The organism is Collinsella sp. TM04-29 (assembly GCF_003466565.1).
GTDB lineage: Bacteria > Actinomycetota > Coriobacteriia > Coriobacteriales > Coriobacteriaceae > Collinsella.
This window is the reverse complement of record NZ_QSPW01000002.1, coordinates 206,096-222,187: the sequence shown is the minus strand read 5'-3', so window position 1 is coordinate 222,187 and position 16,092 is coordinate 206,096. Positions and strand designations below refer to the sequence as shown.

11 protein-coding genes are annotated in these 16,092 nt (G+C 60.2%); 6 read left to right on the top strand and 5 right to left on the bottom strand.

Annotation, left to right across the window (positions count from 1 at the left end):
- Positions 1-140 precede the first annotated feature (140 nt).
- The 3 genes from DXD39_RS06500 to DXD39_RS06490 all read right to left on the bottom strand — a co-directional run bounded on the left by DXD39_RS06500 (position 141) and on the right by DXD39_RS06490 (position 4,975).
- Positions 141-1,643: a helix-turn-helix transcriptional regulator gene (locus DXD39_RS06500; RefSeq protein ID WP_158565466.1), complete on the bottom strand. Its 1,503-nt coding sequence runs from the start codon at positions 1,641-1,643 to the stop codon at positions 141-143.
- Positions 1,644-2,024: 381 nt separating this feature from the next.
- Complete coding sequence (locus DXD39_RS06495) at positions 2,025-3,338, bottom strand: DUF4038 domain-containing protein (RefSeq protein ID WP_117803536.1); 1,314 nt, start codon at positions 3,336-3,338, stop codon at positions 2,025-2,027.
- A gap of 209 nt (positions 3,339-3,547) precedes the next feature.
- Complete coding sequence (locus DXD39_RS06490; RefSeq protein ID WP_117803535.1) at positions 3,548-4,975, bottom strand: PTS transporter subunit EIIC; 1,428 nt, start codon at positions 4,973-4,975, stop codon at positions 3,548-3,550.
- Positions 4,976-5,465: 490 nt separating this feature from the next.
- Between DXD39_RS06490 and DXD39_RS06485 the strand changes: the two genes are divergently transcribed.
- Together DXD39_RS06485 and DXD39_RS06480 are read left to right on the top strand one after the other, a co-directional pair.
- Complete coding sequence (locus tag DXD39_RS06485; RefSeq protein ID WP_117803534.1) at positions 5,466-6,803, top strand: prolyl oligopeptidase family serine peptidase; 1,338 nt, start codon at positions 5,466-5,468, stop codon at positions 6,801-6,803.
- Between the two features lie 79 nt (positions 6,804-6,882).
- Positions 6,883-8,394, top strand: coding sequence for a nucleoside hydrolase-like domain-containing protein (locus tag DXD39_RS06480; protein WP_117803533.1), 1,512 nt, complete (start codon positions 6,883-6,885; stop codon positions 8,392-8,394).
- Between the two features lie 285 nt (positions 8,395-8,679).
- On the opposite strand, the gene DXD39_RS06475 is transcribed toward DXD39_RS06480, so the two are convergent.
- Both DXD39_RS06475 and DXD39_RS06470 read right to left on the bottom strand, forming a co-directional pair.
- Positions 8,680-10,101 (bottom strand): PTS transporter subunit EIIC, encoded by a 1,422-nt coding sequence (locus DXD39_RS06475; protein ID WP_117803532.1) that lies wholly within the window; start codon positions 10,099-10,101, stop codon positions 8,680-8,682.
- Between the two features lie 158 nt (positions 10,102-10,259).
- Complete coding sequence (locus DXD39_RS06470; RefSeq protein ID WP_158565464.1) at positions 10,260-11,102, bottom strand: PRD domain-containing protein; 843 nt, start codon at positions 11,100-11,102, stop codon at positions 10,260-10,262.
- A gap of 587 nt (positions 11,103-11,689) precedes the next feature.
- Between DXD39_RS06470 and DXD39_RS06465 the strand changes: the two genes are divergently transcribed.
- From DXD39_RS06465 to DXD39_RS06450, 4 genes are all read left to right on the top strand, one after another.
- Positions 11,690-12,427 carry a DUF4428 domain-containing protein gene (locus DXD39_RS06465; protein ID WP_117758603.1) on the top strand — a complete coding sequence of 246 codons (738 nt, stop codon included), beginning with the start codon at positions 11,690-11,692 and terminating at the stop codon, positions 12,425-12,427.
- A 24-nt stretch (positions 12,428-12,451) separates the two neighbouring features.
- On the top strand, positions 12,452-13,774 hold the full coding sequence (locus DXD39_RS06460) for a hypothetical protein (RefSeq protein ID WP_117803530.1): 1,323 nt from the start codon (positions 12,452-12,454) through the stop codon (positions 13,772-13,774).
- Between the two features lie 48 nt (positions 13,775-13,822).
- Entirely contained in the window at positions 13,823-15,064 is a 1,242-nt protein-coding gene (locus DXD39_RS06455; RefSeq protein WP_089573532.1) for an SPFH domain-containing protein, read from the top strand.
- A gap of 80 nt (positions 15,065-15,144) precedes the next feature.
- Positions 15,145-15,984, top strand: coding sequence for a hypothetical protein (locus tag DXD39_RS06450; RefSeq protein ID WP_117803529.1), 840 nt, complete (start codon positions 15,145-15,147; stop codon positions 15,982-15,984).
- Positions 15,985-16,092: the final 108 nt, after the last annotated feature.

Genomic DNA, 16,092 nt, shown 5'->3' with positions numbered 1-16,092 from the left:
CACCCCCTCCGTTCTGCTCTGCTCAGCATCACATTCATATGCCTTTGAGCACCAAAACGGCAGGTGACAAATGTCTCATATTCATATTTTTGCAGGTAAAAAACCACCACAAAGGTGCCTGTCCCCTTTGTGGTGGTTAGCTAGTCTTGGGGTGTCCAGGACCAGAAGAAGTTGATGAGGGCTACGCGCGAGGAGGCACCTGTCTTTTTGTTAATCGAAGCGATGTGGCGATAGAGCGTGGAACGCGAAAGGAAGAGTGCCGCCGCCACGTCCTGCACGCTGTCGTCCGAAACGACCAGTGCCTCCAGAACATCGCGCTCGCGCTTGGTGAGCCCAAAGGCGGCAACGAAGCCATCGAGCCGATCGTCAAACGAAAGCTCCGGCGCCTCCAGGGGCACCGTGTCGGCCTGGCCGGGCTCACAGCTCACGCCAAGATCGTCGGTGGCAAGCGCCAGCCTGCCGCGCGTCGCCTCGCCCTCACCGTCTTGTCCAAACTGTCCCAACAGCGAAATCGCGATGCCGACAAACAGCACGAGCACGACGCTCACTGCCGCCAGCACGTTTTGACTCGAGATAATCGCCACTGCCGGAGCCGTCACGAGCATCGAGCAAACGTTGTTGATAACACGGCCCATGCACGGCCACAGATACGCCCAGCGGGCATACATCGAAATCGCGGCGAACTTCGCGGTGAAGAACACCACGAAAAAGCCCGTGCCAAGGTAAAAGATAATCGTGGCGGCAAGCGTGTTGCCACCGTTGCCATCGGTGATAAGTACAAAGAACGAGAGCGTGGACAGCATGGCGGCGCACGTCATGATGATATTCATATACGAACGCCCACGCAGGTCATACAGGACGCCGGCGGCAAGGGCGCTCACAACCAGCAGCAAGCGCGGCCAGTCGCCCAGATCGATAGCGCCAGCGGCATGCGAGGTCGTAAGGCCGGCATTGAGGGCCGCGAACACGCCGGTGAGGCAAGCGGTCGCCACCGTCAGACGCACCACGGCACCCTGAAAGGCCGCCTTTGCCTCGGGGTCATCGTGCCACCTGGCGCCACGCTCCGACGCATCGACCGATAGCTCGGCAATCTCGACCTCGAACTCGGGCGCAGGCTCATCACGCAATTTAGCGCGGCGGACACCGTGAAGCAGCCCCACCAGCGCAATCGCACAGGCAATGAGAACAGACTGCTGGGGAATGCCCGCAGGCATCACCATATGGTTGAGCACCTGCACCAAAATGCCCACAGCATAGGAAACCGCCACGGTGCGCGCCAGGCAGGGCGTCTGCGCAAAACGCCGCGCAAGATTGGCATGGGCGGTCGATCCGCAATAGCCCAGGGCGCAGCACGCCACCAGGCCGCCGGCAATTACTACCTCAAACCGCACTGCCATAATCATCAGCAGCAACGCCGATACCAACAGCACGCCCGTAATATCGCTCGTCGCATCGATCGTCTGGGGACGGCGATAGTACAGAAATGGGCGCACGAAAAAGCCAATCACGCTCGCGCCGACAACGATGCTCTCGTAGATGACGACCTCACTCGATGGCACGAACTCGGCCATGCGCGCATCAAAGAAATACTCGCACGCCAAAAACGTGAAGAAGAACAGCGCTAGGCACAGAATCTCCCGCATGCCCCGGCGCAAATATGCGGTTGTGTCTCCCAGGTCCCTCATGGTAACCCCCACCCGCTTTGTTGTCCGGAACACCATTTTAATAAAGAACCAATCTCAATATCGAAGCCAAGTTCGAAATGTTGCAAATTCGACCCCAGCCGTCCGCATGACGCCGCGATTTTGAGCCGCATGACCCAGAAGGGGCGCGCGCAAGCTCCAACTCGGCAAGGAGTATCCCCCAACTGCCACTCATTTAAGTACGTCCCCAATGAGTACCCAATGAGTAAGCAAAGGGTGCGACGGAATGGCTCCCCCTTGGCAGCTTGAAGCCGTCATGCAGGAACCATTCCGTCGCAGCCTAATGAAAGGGACTGGGTTGTAAATGTTGGAGAAGAGCCGTTAGCGCCCGGGGGCCAGGATCACCAGCGCGTCGTGCTCAAAGGGATGCTGAGCCACGCGCACGGTGCCGTCACCGTTGTCACGGACGGGCAGCTTTGCGATGCGCTTGTCCTCCATGTCGAGGACCGTCGCCGTCCAGCCACGCGCGCCGTCGAGCTTAAACTTGAGCGCCGTGGTACGCGGCAGGTACGCGACGATGCGATCGCCAGCGCGCGCCACACGGATGGACTCGCGCGCGTCGTCGAGGAGCTCCTGCGCCGGAACCACGGCAAGTGCATCGTCGGCAGCCGTAGCGCCCAGGGCGGCAAGCACGTGCTCGATCGCGCCAAAGTCCCACACACCCGCAAACTGCAGGCACTCTTGCCAGCGGAAGGGCATGTCAAAGCCCTCGCCCAGGACCGAACCCTGGCTGCGCGATGTCTGCCAGTTCCACACGCCGTGTGCGCCATAGGTCACGCCGGCACTGGCGCCGGCAAGAATCGACGACCATACGCTCGCGCGGCAATCCTGCGCGGTAAAACGCCAGTACACGTTGCGCGACGCGCCCATCTGCTCGTAGCAAGGCTCGGAGTTGACCATCGGCTTTTTGGGATAGTTGGCGATAAAGTCCTGCGGCAGACGCCATGCCTCGGGCTGGCCCTCGTAGTTGTGGCCGGGCTGGAACATATAAAAGTCCAGACGGTCCAGATACTGCGCCGGAATGGTGCGGTTACCGCGGTTGATATGCATGGTGCGCAGTGCCTCGGGCGCGCGCTTGACGACCTCGTCGAGGGCGTCCTCGTAATAGGCGATCGCCTCGTCGCCGGCAAAGTCGGTATCGCCCGTCACCACGTAGACGGGGTCGAACTCGCCCAGGTTCTCGACGACGCGGGCAACGTGGGCGCGGACCTCCTCACGCGGCATAACCTCGGCACCGCAACGCTCGGCGATCTTGGCACCCCAGGTACCGGGCACGTAGTTGCACCACATGAGCACGAGCGCCGGGCGGATGCCGTGCTCGACGGCCGCGCGGCACATGGCGGCGGCGCGGTCCCAATATGCCTGGTTGGGACGGGACCAATCAAAGTGCACGCCGTCCTCGCTGGCATAGGGCCAAATGCCCAGGTCGGGGCAGCAGCGATCCCACTGCGGCAGCGTGTTGATCTGCAGTGCGTTCATGCCCTGCTCGGCACGGCGGGTCAGGTAGTAATCCCAGTCGTCCTCGGCGATGCTCGTAAAAGCGCTCCAGCACGTATCGGCAAACCAGAAGAACGGTTTGCCCTCGCACAAAAAGCCGTCCTGGCGACCGTTGACGGTCAGCTTTCCCAAACTCATCTGCATGTCCTTTCATTTGATAAAGGATTTGCGAACCGCCGGGGGCTTTCGCGGTAGCCCCGCGCGAAAGCCCCCGCCGCTTGGCAAACCCTTGCGGGCGAATCTCGCCCGCCTCCATCAGTCTACCTTGCAAGAAGGGCCCCGCCGGGCTTACGCCTGACGGGGCCCTGTCGTGTAGGTGAGGTCATATGTGACCGAACGGTTTGGCCTTAGGCCTCCATCTCGGCGAGTTCCTCCTTGGAGAAGCCGCAGGCAAAGACGACGGCAGCGGCGATGACAAAGGAGATTGCCATACCAACGATAGCCCAGACGGTGTTCATCTGGCCACCCTGCAGGTAGTTGGTGAAGACCAGGAAGTTGGAGGCACCGCCTGCGAGGTAGTAGGTAACACCCATGAGGCCGGAGAACACAGCGCCGATAGCACCGCCGATGAACATGCCAAACATGGTGCGACGGAAGCGCATGAGGATGCCGAAGAGCGCGGGCTCGGTGACGCCGCCGGCGATGGCGGAGATGACGTAACCGATGGCGAGAGACTTCTCGTCGGGGTTCTTCATCTTGAGGAAGGCACCGAAGGCGCAGCCCCAGACAGCGGCCATAGCGCAGTTGGTGGAAACGAAGACGAAGGGATCGTAACCGGCAGCGATGATCTGAACCTGGGCGAGCAGGATGACGGGCATGTGCATGCCGCAGACCACGAAGAGCTGCCAGAAGGCGCCGAGGACGGCCATGACGATCAGAATACCGATGCCGCCAAGATCAGCAAGGCCGAAGAGCGCGTTAGCGATCAGCGTACCGATCTCGTTGCCGATGGGGGCGAGGACGATGAAGGCGATGGGGATGGTAACGATCATGGTGCAAAACGGCGTGAAGACCGTGGAGAGCACGTCGGGCATGACCTTCTTAAAGAACTTCTCGACGAAGTAGAGGACAGGCACCGAAAGGATGATCGGCAGGACGGACTGCTGATAGTTGGCAGCAGCGATCTGGATGCCGTAGACGGAGATGATGCCGCCACCCTCCTGCGTGGCAGCCGTCACTACGGACGGAGCCATGAGGGCGCCACCGAGCAGCATGCCGAGCACGGGGCTGGCGCCGAGCTTCTTAGCCGCGGCATAACCCAGGTAGATGGGGATAAAGGTGAACGTGGCCTCGTACAGCGTGGTGTAGAGGAACGTATAGGTCGGGTCGTCGGCCGAGAGCACACCGAGCATGGTGGGGCCGAGGACGGCCGCGATGGTACGGAACAGACCGCCGGCCATGAGCAGCGGGATGAGCTGGGTCATGGAGCCCGACAGATAGTCGAGGATGATATTGGGCAGGTTCTTGAGCTCGAACTTCTCCTTGGGAGCATCGAGGTTCTCGTTGACGGCCTCACCCTGCTTGACGCCGGAGATGGCGACGAACTCGGCGAGCACCTTGGGCACGTTCTGGCCGATGATGACCTGGAGCTGGCTGCCGGCGAACTGGCAACCCAGAACACCCTTGACCTTCTTGATCTTCTCCACGTCAACCTTGTTGTTATCCTTGAGCGTCAGACGCAGGCGCGTCATGCAGTTGGTGGCGACGGTGACATTCTCCGCACCGCCCACGAGCTCGAGGACATCGGTGGCAATCTGCTTGTTATCTACTGCCATGGGACCCCTCCCCATATCTTCGTGTGCCAGCCCCCTTGGGCTTAGGCACGCCTTTGGCCCGGCGACTATAACCCCTTACGGTTGCCGGACCCTTGGATACGCTGTCGTAAACAAAGTGTTTACTGAACGTTTACGAGCTTTAGTTTACACGGAGCGCCTCATTTGTGGCAATTTTACCGTGCAGAGTCCGGCGAACGGTAGGAAATCGGGGGTGAACGTATTCCAATGGTGGGAGATGGTCTCTTTGACTGTCTATTGATATATGGCTCTTTACGTGGGCTTTTATTTTGATTAACACCTCTATGACCTGTTAACTCATCAACAGAAGCCCTGCTAGAAGCTAATAAACATATGTTTAGTAGTTCATGGCGTGTTCAATTTTGCCGTTTACCGAGTTCATCTGGTTATTCTTCAATTCTAGATTACACTAAACATGTTTAGATTGTATTGCCGCTTTTGTTTCCCACTAGCGGCGCAAGGGAGGCAGCTCATGGAACTCAAATTGTGTACCTACGCAACCGTCACCACCTTGGGCGACTTTGGCCCCTGGATCAGCAAGGTCTTACTCGACCTGCCCTGCACCGTGCGCGCCAACGACATCGACACGAACACCTTCCATATATATGTAGAGCGTCACGAGCGCTCGGGCGAGGTTCTGATGCGCAAGGAGCGCGGCGCCGACCATGCCGCGCCCTCCGTGGGTTACATCGACATTCTCGCCGCATATCCGTGCGACGAGAACGGACGTAAGCTCGCCGTGGGCACCCATGTGGCACTCGAGGTCGCCGAGCAGCGCCTGACCAAAAAGATCGAAGGCGGCGTCATGGGCTCGCGCATGCTCGATGACCAGCTGCACATCACGCAGCTCGCGGCTCTTCCCGGCAATGACGGCGACGATCCCACCTGCGGCCTGGTCTTCGACACCTGCCGTGGCGATATCTGCCCCGCGCTCAAAGGCTGGAGCAACGCCACGCAAAAGACCGCCGTCGACGGTATCGCGCTCGAATACGGCTTCTTTGAGCCCAGCTTTAAGGCCGAGGACTCGGCATGCTTCAACCCCTTTGCGCCCGAGGCCACGGCCATGCCCCAAAAGGCACCGCTCGTGGTGTATCTGCACGGCGCCGGCGAGGGCAAGGGCGCCACGCAGGGCGAAGGCGCCACGCGCGCCTATATCGGCAACCGCGTGACGGCCATCAGCCAGGCGCAGATCCAGCGCTACTTTGGCGGCTTTGCCTGGGTGCTCGTGCCGCAGTCGCCCACGTTTTGGATGGACAACGGCGTCGAGCAACTCGGTCGCTCCAACCAGAGCATCTACTCCTCCGTGCTCAAGGCGCTTATCGACGAGTTTGTCGCCGAGCATGCCGACCGCATCGACACCGACCGCATCGTGGTCGCCGGTCTTTCCAACGGCGGCTTTATGACCCTGCGCCTGTGCGCCGACTACCCCGATTTCTTCGCCGCGGGCCTTCCCTGCTGCGCCCCGTGGTACAACGCCACGGACGAGGACGTAGCCGCGCTCGCCAAGACGCCGCTGTGGTTTACGCACTCCAAGGGCGACGAGCTTGTGTCACCGCAACAGACCGTGCTGCCGCTCACGGCGCGCCTGCGCGATGCCGGCGCCAACGTGCACCTCACCTACTTTAGCCATGTCGAGGACCTGACCGGCGTGTATCGCGAGGCCGACGGCTCGGCCAAGAAGACGTTCAACCACGGCGTGTGGATCCACCAATTCAACGACCTGTGTTATCAAGACTTCGACGGGGGCAACGTACTCATCGACGGCGAGCCGGTGGGCTGCTGGGAGTGGTCGGCCAGGGTCGACCGCTAAGCCCTCCCATCGCGGGGACCGGGGTTTAGTCTTGCCTTGCGCGTAACTGGCTGAATTGATTTTGATTGGAGCTGTTCCTATGTCCCAGAAGTTGACTCGGGTGATTGTTACCACTGATATGGAAGTCGATGATATGAACTCACTTGTTCATTTGGCTCTGTATCTCAACTTGCTTGATGTTCAGGCTGTGGTGTATACGGCTTCGCAGTATCACTTTCTTGGGGATGGGGTTCATACGCTCGGCGAGGTGAATTCGCATTGGCGGACCAAAGGGCGGCGCTCTTATGAGTGGGCTGTTGTGCCTCATGAGCCCGATCCGCTAGCCGGCGAGCTTCGTGAGTATCGGCCGTTTCCCGAGCATTGGATTGAGAGTCTCTGGAGTAATGAATATGCCCAGGCTTGGCCGCAGTTGCAGGCAAATGCGGCCGCTGCCGGTGAGCCGCCGTTTCCCACGCCCGCCCAGATGATCGAGCGCACCTTTGTGGGAAATGTTGCCTTTGAGGGTGATGTGACTGAGGAAACTGAGGGGTCTCGCGTAATTGCGCAGGCGATTCTGGATGATGATCCGCGTACGTTATGGTTGCTCAGCTGGGGTGGTATGAATACGATCGTTCGCGCCCTCATGAGTATTGCCGAGCGCTATCGCGCCACGCCCGAGTGGCCCGCCGTGCAGCAGCAGGTCTATCAGAAGGTGCGCGTGATGGGCGTTGCCGATGGCGTGGGACAGGACAACTCGTGGCTCGACCATGGGCGCGAGCTCTTTCCCGAGCTCATCTTTTGGCGTACGCCCTATATGTATGGCAACTATTTCGACGCCAAAACAGCTCAGCCCGATACGCTGCCGCTGTTTAAGGCTCCCTGGCCCGAGCAGAATCTCACGCAGGGCAACGGCCCCCTCATGGCACGCTATATGCTCTATGGCGATGGTAAGGTCTACGAAAACGAGCCTGAGCGCTTTCAGTTTGGCAAGCATGCCCGTCTGGATTGGGGCCTGGAAGGCATGCCCGCGATGCAGTTTGAGCGCGGCGATTTTATGGCCGAAGGCGACAGCATGACCTATATTCCGCTGCTGCCGTTTGGCCTGCGCGGTATCGACGACCGCGGCTTCGATACGCTGCTGGGACGCATGTTTTTTGATGGGCATCCCGATGCGAACGCGCCCGCCGGTTTTGCCTCCATCGGCACGCCCGCAGACGACAATCTCAATCCCTATCTGCGTGCCTATCAGGAAGACTTTGCCGCCCGCGCGCAATGGTGTGCCCATGATCCGGCCATCTGCTCGCATCCGGCGCATGTTGTCGAGGTCACTGCCGACCGCAGCGCCACAGCCGGCGAGCGCGTCAACCTTACAGCGACCATCGTCGACCCCGACGGCAAGGGCTTCGATGCACATTGGGATGTGGCCGTAGACCCATCGAGCTATGCAGGCGTCCAGGATCTGTCGATGTGGCAAGAATGCACGGTAGACACCGCTTTCATCGTGCCCGCCGACGCGCGACCCGGCGACCGCCTTGTGCTCACCCTCACCGTCCAGACGCGCGCCGAGCGCCCCTGCAGCCGCTACGCCCAGGTCGCCGTGACTGTGGCATAGCAAGGGCGACGCCCACATTCGACAAAGAGTGTCCCCAGGCGCCAAACGAGCGGGGATTTTTGGACACCCAAATGACGAGAGTGGAAATCTCCCACTTTGAGCCCACAAGCAGGCCAAAAACGGGAGATTATCCACTCTCATTCTACGGGTACTCATTGGGGACGTACTTAAATGACTAGTCAGACAAGAACGTCCAAGTGCCAAAAAGGAGCACCGTCGGAATATCCCGGCGGTGCCCCTTGCGCTGAACTGTCCCCCAGAGGAGAAAAATACCTGTAGGAAGCGTTACTCCTCGTCAAGCTCGGCCTGGTCGGCCTCGGTGATGCCAAAGAAGAAGGCGAGCACGGCGGAGACGATAAAGGCCACGGCAAAGCAGATGCCAAAGTTGATGAGGTTGCCCATGCCCGGGGTGAGGTAGCCCAAGAACACCAGGAAGTTGGAGTTAGCACCAGGCATGCCCAGCGTCACGCCCAGAATGCCGGCGAGCAGACCAGAGATGGCGCCGCCGATAACCATGCAGGGAATCATACGCTTAAAGAGCATGATGCAGCCAAACAACGCGGGCTCGGTCACGCCACCGAGGATAGCCGAGATGACATAACCAAAGGTCAGGGCCTTCTCCTCCTTGTTGCGAATGCGCAACGCGGCTCCAAACACAGCACCCCACACAGCAATCATGGCAAAGTTGGACGCAACAAAGATGAACTTGTCCTCGCCCAACGCCATAAAGGTGGCGAGAGCCGGCATGATCACGGCGATGTGCATACCGGTCAGGACAAACAGCTGCCACAGGCCGCCGACGATGGCCATGGCGATGTAGAAGCCGATACCGGTGCCCGCCATACCAAAGAGGACGGCGGAGAGCAGGTTACCGAGCTCGTTGCCGATAGGGCCAAGCACGATAAGCTCGATGGGCACCATAACGACCATCGTAAAGAACGGCGTAAAGACGGTAGACAGAACGTCCGGCACAATCTTCTTAAAAAACTTCTCGACCCAGTAGAGTGCGGAGACCGAAAGCAAGATCGGCAGGACGGTCTGCTGGTAGTTCTGCAGCGGAGCGCTGATGCCATAGACCGTGAGCGAGGTCTCGCCGCTCTGGGCGAGCGCCACGATGTCGGGGCAGATGAGGATACCGCCGCAGAACATGCCGAGCACCGGACTCGCACCGATCTTCTTGGCCGCGCTGTAGCCCAGATAGACCGGCAGCAGGTACATGGCCGCGTCAAACAGGTAGGTGTAGAACAGCAGGTAGGTGGGATCGGTCTCGGGCACCAGGTTAAAGACCTGCGGACCGATGAGCGTGCCGATACACTTGAACAGACCACCGGCCATCAAGATGGGGATCAACGCCACCATGGAGCCGGACAGGTAGTTGAGGATGTTGTTGCCGATCACCTTGGGCGTGAGCTTTTGCTTAGGTGCATCGAGGTTCTCGTCGATTGCGGCGCTCTTGGCAAAGCCGCCCATTGCACACACCTCGTCATAGACCTTGGGCACGTTCTGGCCGATGATGACCTGGTACTGGCCGCCCGACTCCTGGGCGCCGATGACACCCTTGATCTTCTTGACCTTATTGGTATCGGGGATACCGTTGTCCTTGAGCGTGAAACGCAGACGCGTCATGCAGTGCGTCACACCCGAGACGTTCTCCTTGCCGCCGACGGCTGCAAGCACGTCCTCGGCAATCTTCTTGTTGTCGGCCATAATGACCTCCTTTTCTCGCGGGACCCGCCCGCCGGCACCTCTACGGCGCCCTCAACAACCCGTCGCCCGGCTGCCGCGATTTGTAAGGGGTATGGGGAGCTTCGCGGCGGCCTCAGGCCGGTTTACCTGCAGCGATAACCGACGCTGCTGCGGTATATCTACACCCGGGGGTGCGAGATACGATGAATGTGCATGAGCACGTATAGCTTCTCGGAGTCGCTGATCTGGCATCCAAAATGTTCCTCGATAAGCACGCAGGCGTAGTCGAGAACCTCAGCCGAACGGCCCATCTCGCCGCGCACGGTTCCGTAAAGCTCCGCGCCGTCGGTGTTCATGGGCTCACCGGTACGAATGCGCCCAAACAAATAGTGGATATGGGTAGCGAAGCGTGCAAACTCAAAGCCGTGGCGGTCGACCTCGATTCCGTAGGTCTTCTCGATCCTTGCGATGATGGCGCCAATGAGACGTTCATCGTCGCGGGCCTCGGCGTCGGTTTCGGCCTCGTTCTCGGGCGCCAGACGCGCGTTGAGCAGGCACATGGCGATCCCCACGCCCTCGCTCTCTGCAAGCTCCACATTGAGGCCATCGAAGATACGCCTGAGGGCAAAAACGCCCACCTTGTACTCGATGGGATACATCTGCGCCACGTCATAGGCGAGCGGCATCTGCACGGTAATGCCGCGCTTGGCGCGCTGCAGGGCAAAAGTAATGTGGTCTGCAAGGGCGAGCACGGCGTTGTGACTGAGTTCGTAGGGGAGCTCCAGGTCGGCGGCTTGAATGATTTCGGCAGAGACCGCGAGCACGCGGGGCGATAGCTCTTCGAGAAGCGCCAGGTAATGTTCGTCCACGTTGTAGAAGGTGCGCTCGATAGCGGCGAGCGGCAGGTCGCCCGTCTCCTTGTCGATAGCGAAGGCGATTCCCTTGCCAAATGCAACGACGCTTCGACCCTTTGAGTCGGTGCACATAACTGCGTTGTTGTTGATTCGCTTGACGACCTTCACAGTTCTTCCCTTCGGCAACGGCGTTCTACGGCGGCGCATGGCGTGCATGCGCGGGCGCAAATCGACGAGCCGCCCGATCATGCCTCGAAGGGAGTCGCACTCAAGCTGAGCTCTTTATAGTATTTAAGCGTCATTGAATCGCTTTAATAGCGGAATTGTGGCCGCGCTTGGCGAACGGTCGGCATTAATCGGTGAACGGTCGGCCCCCTGCGCGGCCGACACCGTCTCCCGTTTAGAGGTAGCCCCCAGGCAAGGAGTGTCCCCAGGTGCCGGCACAAAAGGAACGTCCCCAAGTGCCAAACGAGCGGGGATTTTTGGACACCCAAACAACGAGAGTGGACAATCTCCCACTTTGAGCCCACAAGCAGGCCAAAAATGGGAGATTATCCACTCTCGTTCTGCGAGCACTCATTGGGGACGTACTTAAATGAGTAGTTTCACTCATTTAAGTACGTCCCCAATGAGTAGGAAAAATGGGCCATGTGTCCCAGTTGTGGAGACTCGTTGAGCCGTCTGGGTATCGTGAAAGGCTGCGCACTCCCCCATCATCAAAAGTGACACACGCTACCAGTTGATGGGAGGCAGCCATGGGCTTCTTTGACAAGATGTTCGAGAAGAAAGAGTGCGCGATTTGCGGTACCGAGCTGGGACTTCTAGGTAAGACAAAAATCAATGAAGGCTACCTGTGCAAAGAGTGCGCCGGCAAGCTCTCCCCCTACTTTCACGGCTATCGCTCCAGCACCGCGGACGATATCCGTGAGCAACTCGCCTACCGCGAGGCCAACGCCGAGCGCCTGGCGTCGTTCAACCCCACGCGCACGCTTTCTGCCGGGCGCACCAACATCATGCTCGATGAGGACGCGGGCCTGCTGATCATCACCTCGCAGAGCCGCTGGCGCGACGCCAATCCCGACATCATCGAGTTCTCGCAGGTACTCGGCTGCGATATGGATATCGACGAGCATCGCACCGAGATCTATCGCGAGACCGAGGACGGCGAGCGCGAGAGCTACAACCCGCCGCGCTACGACCTGGATTACGACTTTAATCTGACCATTCACGTCAACACGCCGTACTTTACCGAGATCAACCTGCGCGTAAACGACTCCACCATCGATCAGCGCGGCTCCATCGAATACCGCGAGGCCAAGCGCCAGGCAACCGAGGTCCGCGACGCGCTGGTGCAGCTGCGCCAGGAGACACGCGACAGCGTCGTGGCCGCCAAGGCCCCCAAGACCGCGGTGACCTGCCCCTTCTGCGGAGCCACCACCATTCCCGATGCCAGTGGGCGCTGCGAATACTGCGGCGGCGCCATCGGCGCATAGCCTCCGGCACGGAAAGGACCGATCATGGCCTTCGAGAGCGTCAACTATCAGTGCCCCGCGTGTGGCGGCCCCCTTCACTTTGCCAGTGCCGAGCAAAAGCTCGTCTGCGACTACTGCGATTCGCGTTTTGAAGTCGAAGAAGTCGAGGCCCTCTATCGCGAGCGCCAGGACAAGGCAGATGCCAAAGCCGATGCGGCAGCCGCAACGCCCAAGCCCGTCGCCGACGACGCGGTGCAGGAGCTCGCCCAAAACGCCGGCTACATCTGCTCGTCGTGCGGCGCCGAGCTCGTGTCCGACGGCACCGTCGCCGTCACCACCTGCCCGTACTGCGGCAACTCTGCCGTGGCGCCCGGCCAGCTCTCGGGCGACTTCTCGCCCGACCTGGTGATTCCGTTTAAGCTCGGGCGCGACGACGTCACGGCCGCACTCAAGGAACACTACAAGGGCAAAATCTTGCTGCCCAAGAGCTTTGTCACCGGCAACCACATCGACGAGGTCCAAGGTGTCTACGTGCCGTTTTGGCTCTACGGCGCCCGCGTTGACGGCGAAGTGTACTTTGACGCGACCAACGAGACCGTGACCGAGGAATCCGACCGCACCGTCACGACCACCGACCACTACGACGCCTATCGCAAGGGCAATATCTCGTTTAAGCGCGTGCCCGTCGACGGATCGTCCAAGATGCCCGACGGCCACATGGACGCCATCGAGCCGTTTGACTACGACGCACTGCGTCCGTTCTCGGTCGCATATATGCCCGGCTACATCGCCAACCGTTACGACGAGGACTGCGAGACCTGCAAGGCGCGCGCCGAGCGCCGTATGGAGGAGAGCACGATCTCGGCCCTGCGCGAGACCGTCGTCGACGAATATGACGATGCCACGGTCGAAAGCAAGCAGCTCGACTACACCTGGGAAGACAGCGACTACGCCCTGTTCCCCGTCTGGATGCTCTCCACCTCGTGGAACGGCAAGAGCTACCTGTTTGCCATGAACGGCCAAACCGGCCGCTTGGTCGGCGAGCTCCCCTGCTCCAAGCCCAAGCTCGCTATTGCCTCGGTGCTGTTCTTTGTGATCGGATTTATCCTCTCCCAGATTCTCTTTATGGGTGAGAACGCCTTCGATCCGGATTACCTCGCCTTTGATATCGAGGGCATCCTCATCAACATCGTCGCGCCGCTGATCATCGTGATTATCGGAGACGTGCTACTGGTAGGCCAGCTCAAGACGGCCAACGAGGCCACCCACGCCGACGAGTACTGCGGCGAGCTCGACCTGACCGAGAAGCACGACACCTTCAACCACACCGAGACCACCGTTGTCATGAAAGACGACAAGGACGACTAAGCAATCCGACCAATACCACCCGGCCTTTGACGAGAAAGGAAGATCACCATGGGACTCTTGAAAGCTGGATTGGGAGCTGCCGGCGGCGTCATGGCCGACCAGTGGAAGGAATTTATCTACTGCGAATCGATGCCTGCTGACGTCTTGGCCTGCAAGGGCAGCAAACGCACCGGTGGCCGCAGCTCCAACACGCGCGGCGAGGACAACGTCATCTCCAACGGCTCGGTCATCGCCGTCAACGACGGCCAGGGCATGCTCGTGGTGCAAAACGGCAAGATCATCGAAGTCGCGCTGGAGCCTGGTGAGTTCGTCTTCGATACCGGCAGCGAGCCGAGCGTCTTTAGCGGCAACCTGGGCGATTCCATCAAGGAGACCTTCGCCAATATCGGCAGCCGCTTTACCTTTGGCGGCGACGCGGGCAAGGACCAGCGCGTCTACTTCATCAACACCAAGGAGATCATCGGCAACAAGTACGGCACCGCCTCGCCCGTGCCCTTCCGCGTGGTCGATAACAACATTGGCCTGGACGTTGACATCTCCGTGCGCTGCAACGGCGAGTACTCGTACCGCATCACCAACCCGCTGCTGTTCTACACCAACGTGTGCGGCAACGTGACCGATAGCTACACGCGCGACAAGATCGACAGCCAGCTTAAGTCCGAGCTGCTCACCGCCCTGCAGCCCGCCTTTGCCAAGATCTCGGAAATGGGCATCCGCTACAGCGCCATCCCCGGCCACACCACCGAGCTCGCCCGCGCGCTCAACGAGGTCCTCTCTGCCGACTGGCGTGACCTGCGCGGCGTCGAGATCGTGAGCTTTGGCGTCAACTCCATCGCTGCCTCGCAAGAGGACGAGCAGATGATCAAGGACCTGCAGAAAGCCGCCGTCATGCGCGATCCCACTATGGCGGCAGCCAACATTGCCAGCGCCCAGAGCGACGCAATGCGCGCGGCAGCCGCCAATCCCAACGGCGCGATGGCAGGCTTTATGGGCATGGGCATGGCAGGTGGCATGGGCGGCATGAACGCCAGCCAGCTGTTCGCCGCCGGCCAGGCACAGCAGCAGGCCGCCCCGCAGCCGGCTCCGGCACCCGCTCCCGCACCGGCTCCTGCCGCTGCCCCCGCGGCCGGCACATGGACCTGCAGCTGCGGCGCCACCAACACCGGCAAGTTCTGCTCCGAGTGCGGCAGTCCCGCACCCGCCCCGGCACCGGCCAAGTGGTTCTGCCCCAACTGCGGCAGCGAAAACGGCGGCAAGTTCTGCAGCAACTGCGGAACGCCCCGGCCCTAGCCCCTCTATCTGGTAATTGACGGGGGGTCCGCCACCCCCGCATTTGCTTCTATGGGTTTTCACACAAGAAGGAGGACACCATGAAGACAACGTTCAAAAAGTCCGCGCTCGCATTTCTGACATGCGTCTTGGCGCTCGCCTTTGCCCTCACGGGCTGCAGCGGCGGCAAAGACCCCAAGGCCAACTTTGTCGGCAGCTGGAAGCTCTCGGGTGGAACCACGGAGGGCGAAGAGCTGACCGATGAGTATATGGATATGTTCGAGGAATGGGGCATCAGCTGCATCTTGGTCCTGGACGAAGACGGCACGGGCAGCCTCGATTTGTTCTCCGAAGTTTCCGACCTAAAGTGGGAGGCCAAGGACGCTACCACCGCGAGTATCACCGTCGACAAGGAGACGACCGACGTGAAGCTCGAGGACGGCAAGCTTGTCCTTGAGGACGGCGAGGACAAGCTCATCTTTAGCAAGTCCGATAAGGACCTATCCGGTACCGTGAAGAAGGATCGCGAGGCCGCCGAGAAGGAAGAGGAAGTCGAGGAGGCCGTCGAAGACGGCGATGTCCAGAGCGTCGAAATATCCCCCGCCGTCACCGTCGCCGATGACGATCTGTGCACCATCACCATCACCGAGAAGTTCCAGGACGACTGGGGCGACATCGGCTTTGTCGTCAACATCGTCAACAAGAGCGACAAGGACCTGACCTTCTACGCTCCCACCGGCAAGACAAACGTCAACGGCACCATGAAGGAAGCCTGGTTCTCGGCCCACCTGATGCCCGGCACCAACGCCACCGAAGAGTTCACCTTCTCGAAGGGCACGCTTGACAGCTTCGACAGCCTGGTCAACACGACCATCGGTATCGACGCCTACCTGACCGATTCCTACGAGGACGTTGCCTCCTACAGCGCAACCATCGCGTAACGGCACGTAACATCAGCCGCGGATTGGCGGACACATCCGCGCACATGTCAGGCGGGGCCGCAGGAGATAATCCTGCGGCCCCGTCGCTTTTATGCCGATGCGTAGCGA

Bases quoted from the DNA above. Each gene is read 5' to 3' on its own strand.
- DXD39_RS06500 (WP_158565466.1), bottom strand. From the start codon at position 1,643: ATGCGGGAGATTCTGTGCCTAGCGCTGTTCTTCTTCACGTTTTTGGCG.
- DXD39_RS06495 (WP_117803536.1), bottom strand. From the start codon at position 3,338: ATGAGTTTGGGAAAGCTGACCGTCAACGGTCGCCAGGACGGCTTTTTG.
- DXD39_RS06490 (WP_117803535.1), bottom strand. From the start codon at position 4,975: ATGGCAGTAGATAACAAGCAGATTGCCACCGATGTCCTCGAGCTCGTG.
- DXD39_RS06485 (WP_117803534.1), top strand. From the start codon at position 5,466: ATGGAACTCAAATTGTGTACCTACGCAACCGTCACCACCTTGGGCGAC.
- DXD39_RS06480 (WP_117803533.1), top strand. From the start codon at position 6,883: ATGTCCCAGAAGTTGACTCGGGTGATTGTTACCACTGATATGGAAGTC.
- DXD39_RS06475 (WP_117803532.1), bottom strand. From the start codon at position 10,101: ATGGCCGACAACAAGAAGATTGCCGAGGACGTGCTTGCAGCCGTCGGC.
- DXD39_RS06465 (WP_117758603.1), top strand. From the start codon at position 11,690: ATGGGCTTCTTTGACAAGATGTTCGAGAAGAAAGAGTGCGCGATTTGC.
- DXD39_RS06460 (WP_117803530.1), top strand. From the start codon at position 12,452: ATGGCCTTCGAGAGCGTCAACTATCAGTGCCCCGCGTGTGGCGGCCCC.
- DXD39_RS06455 (WP_089573532.1), top strand. From the start codon at position 13,823: ATGGGACTCTTGAAAGCTGGATTGGGAGCTGCCGGCGGCGTCATGGCC.
- DXD39_RS06450 (WP_117803529.1), top strand. From the start codon at position 15,145: ATGAAGACAACGTTCAAAAAGTCCGCGCTCGCATTTCTGACATGCGTC.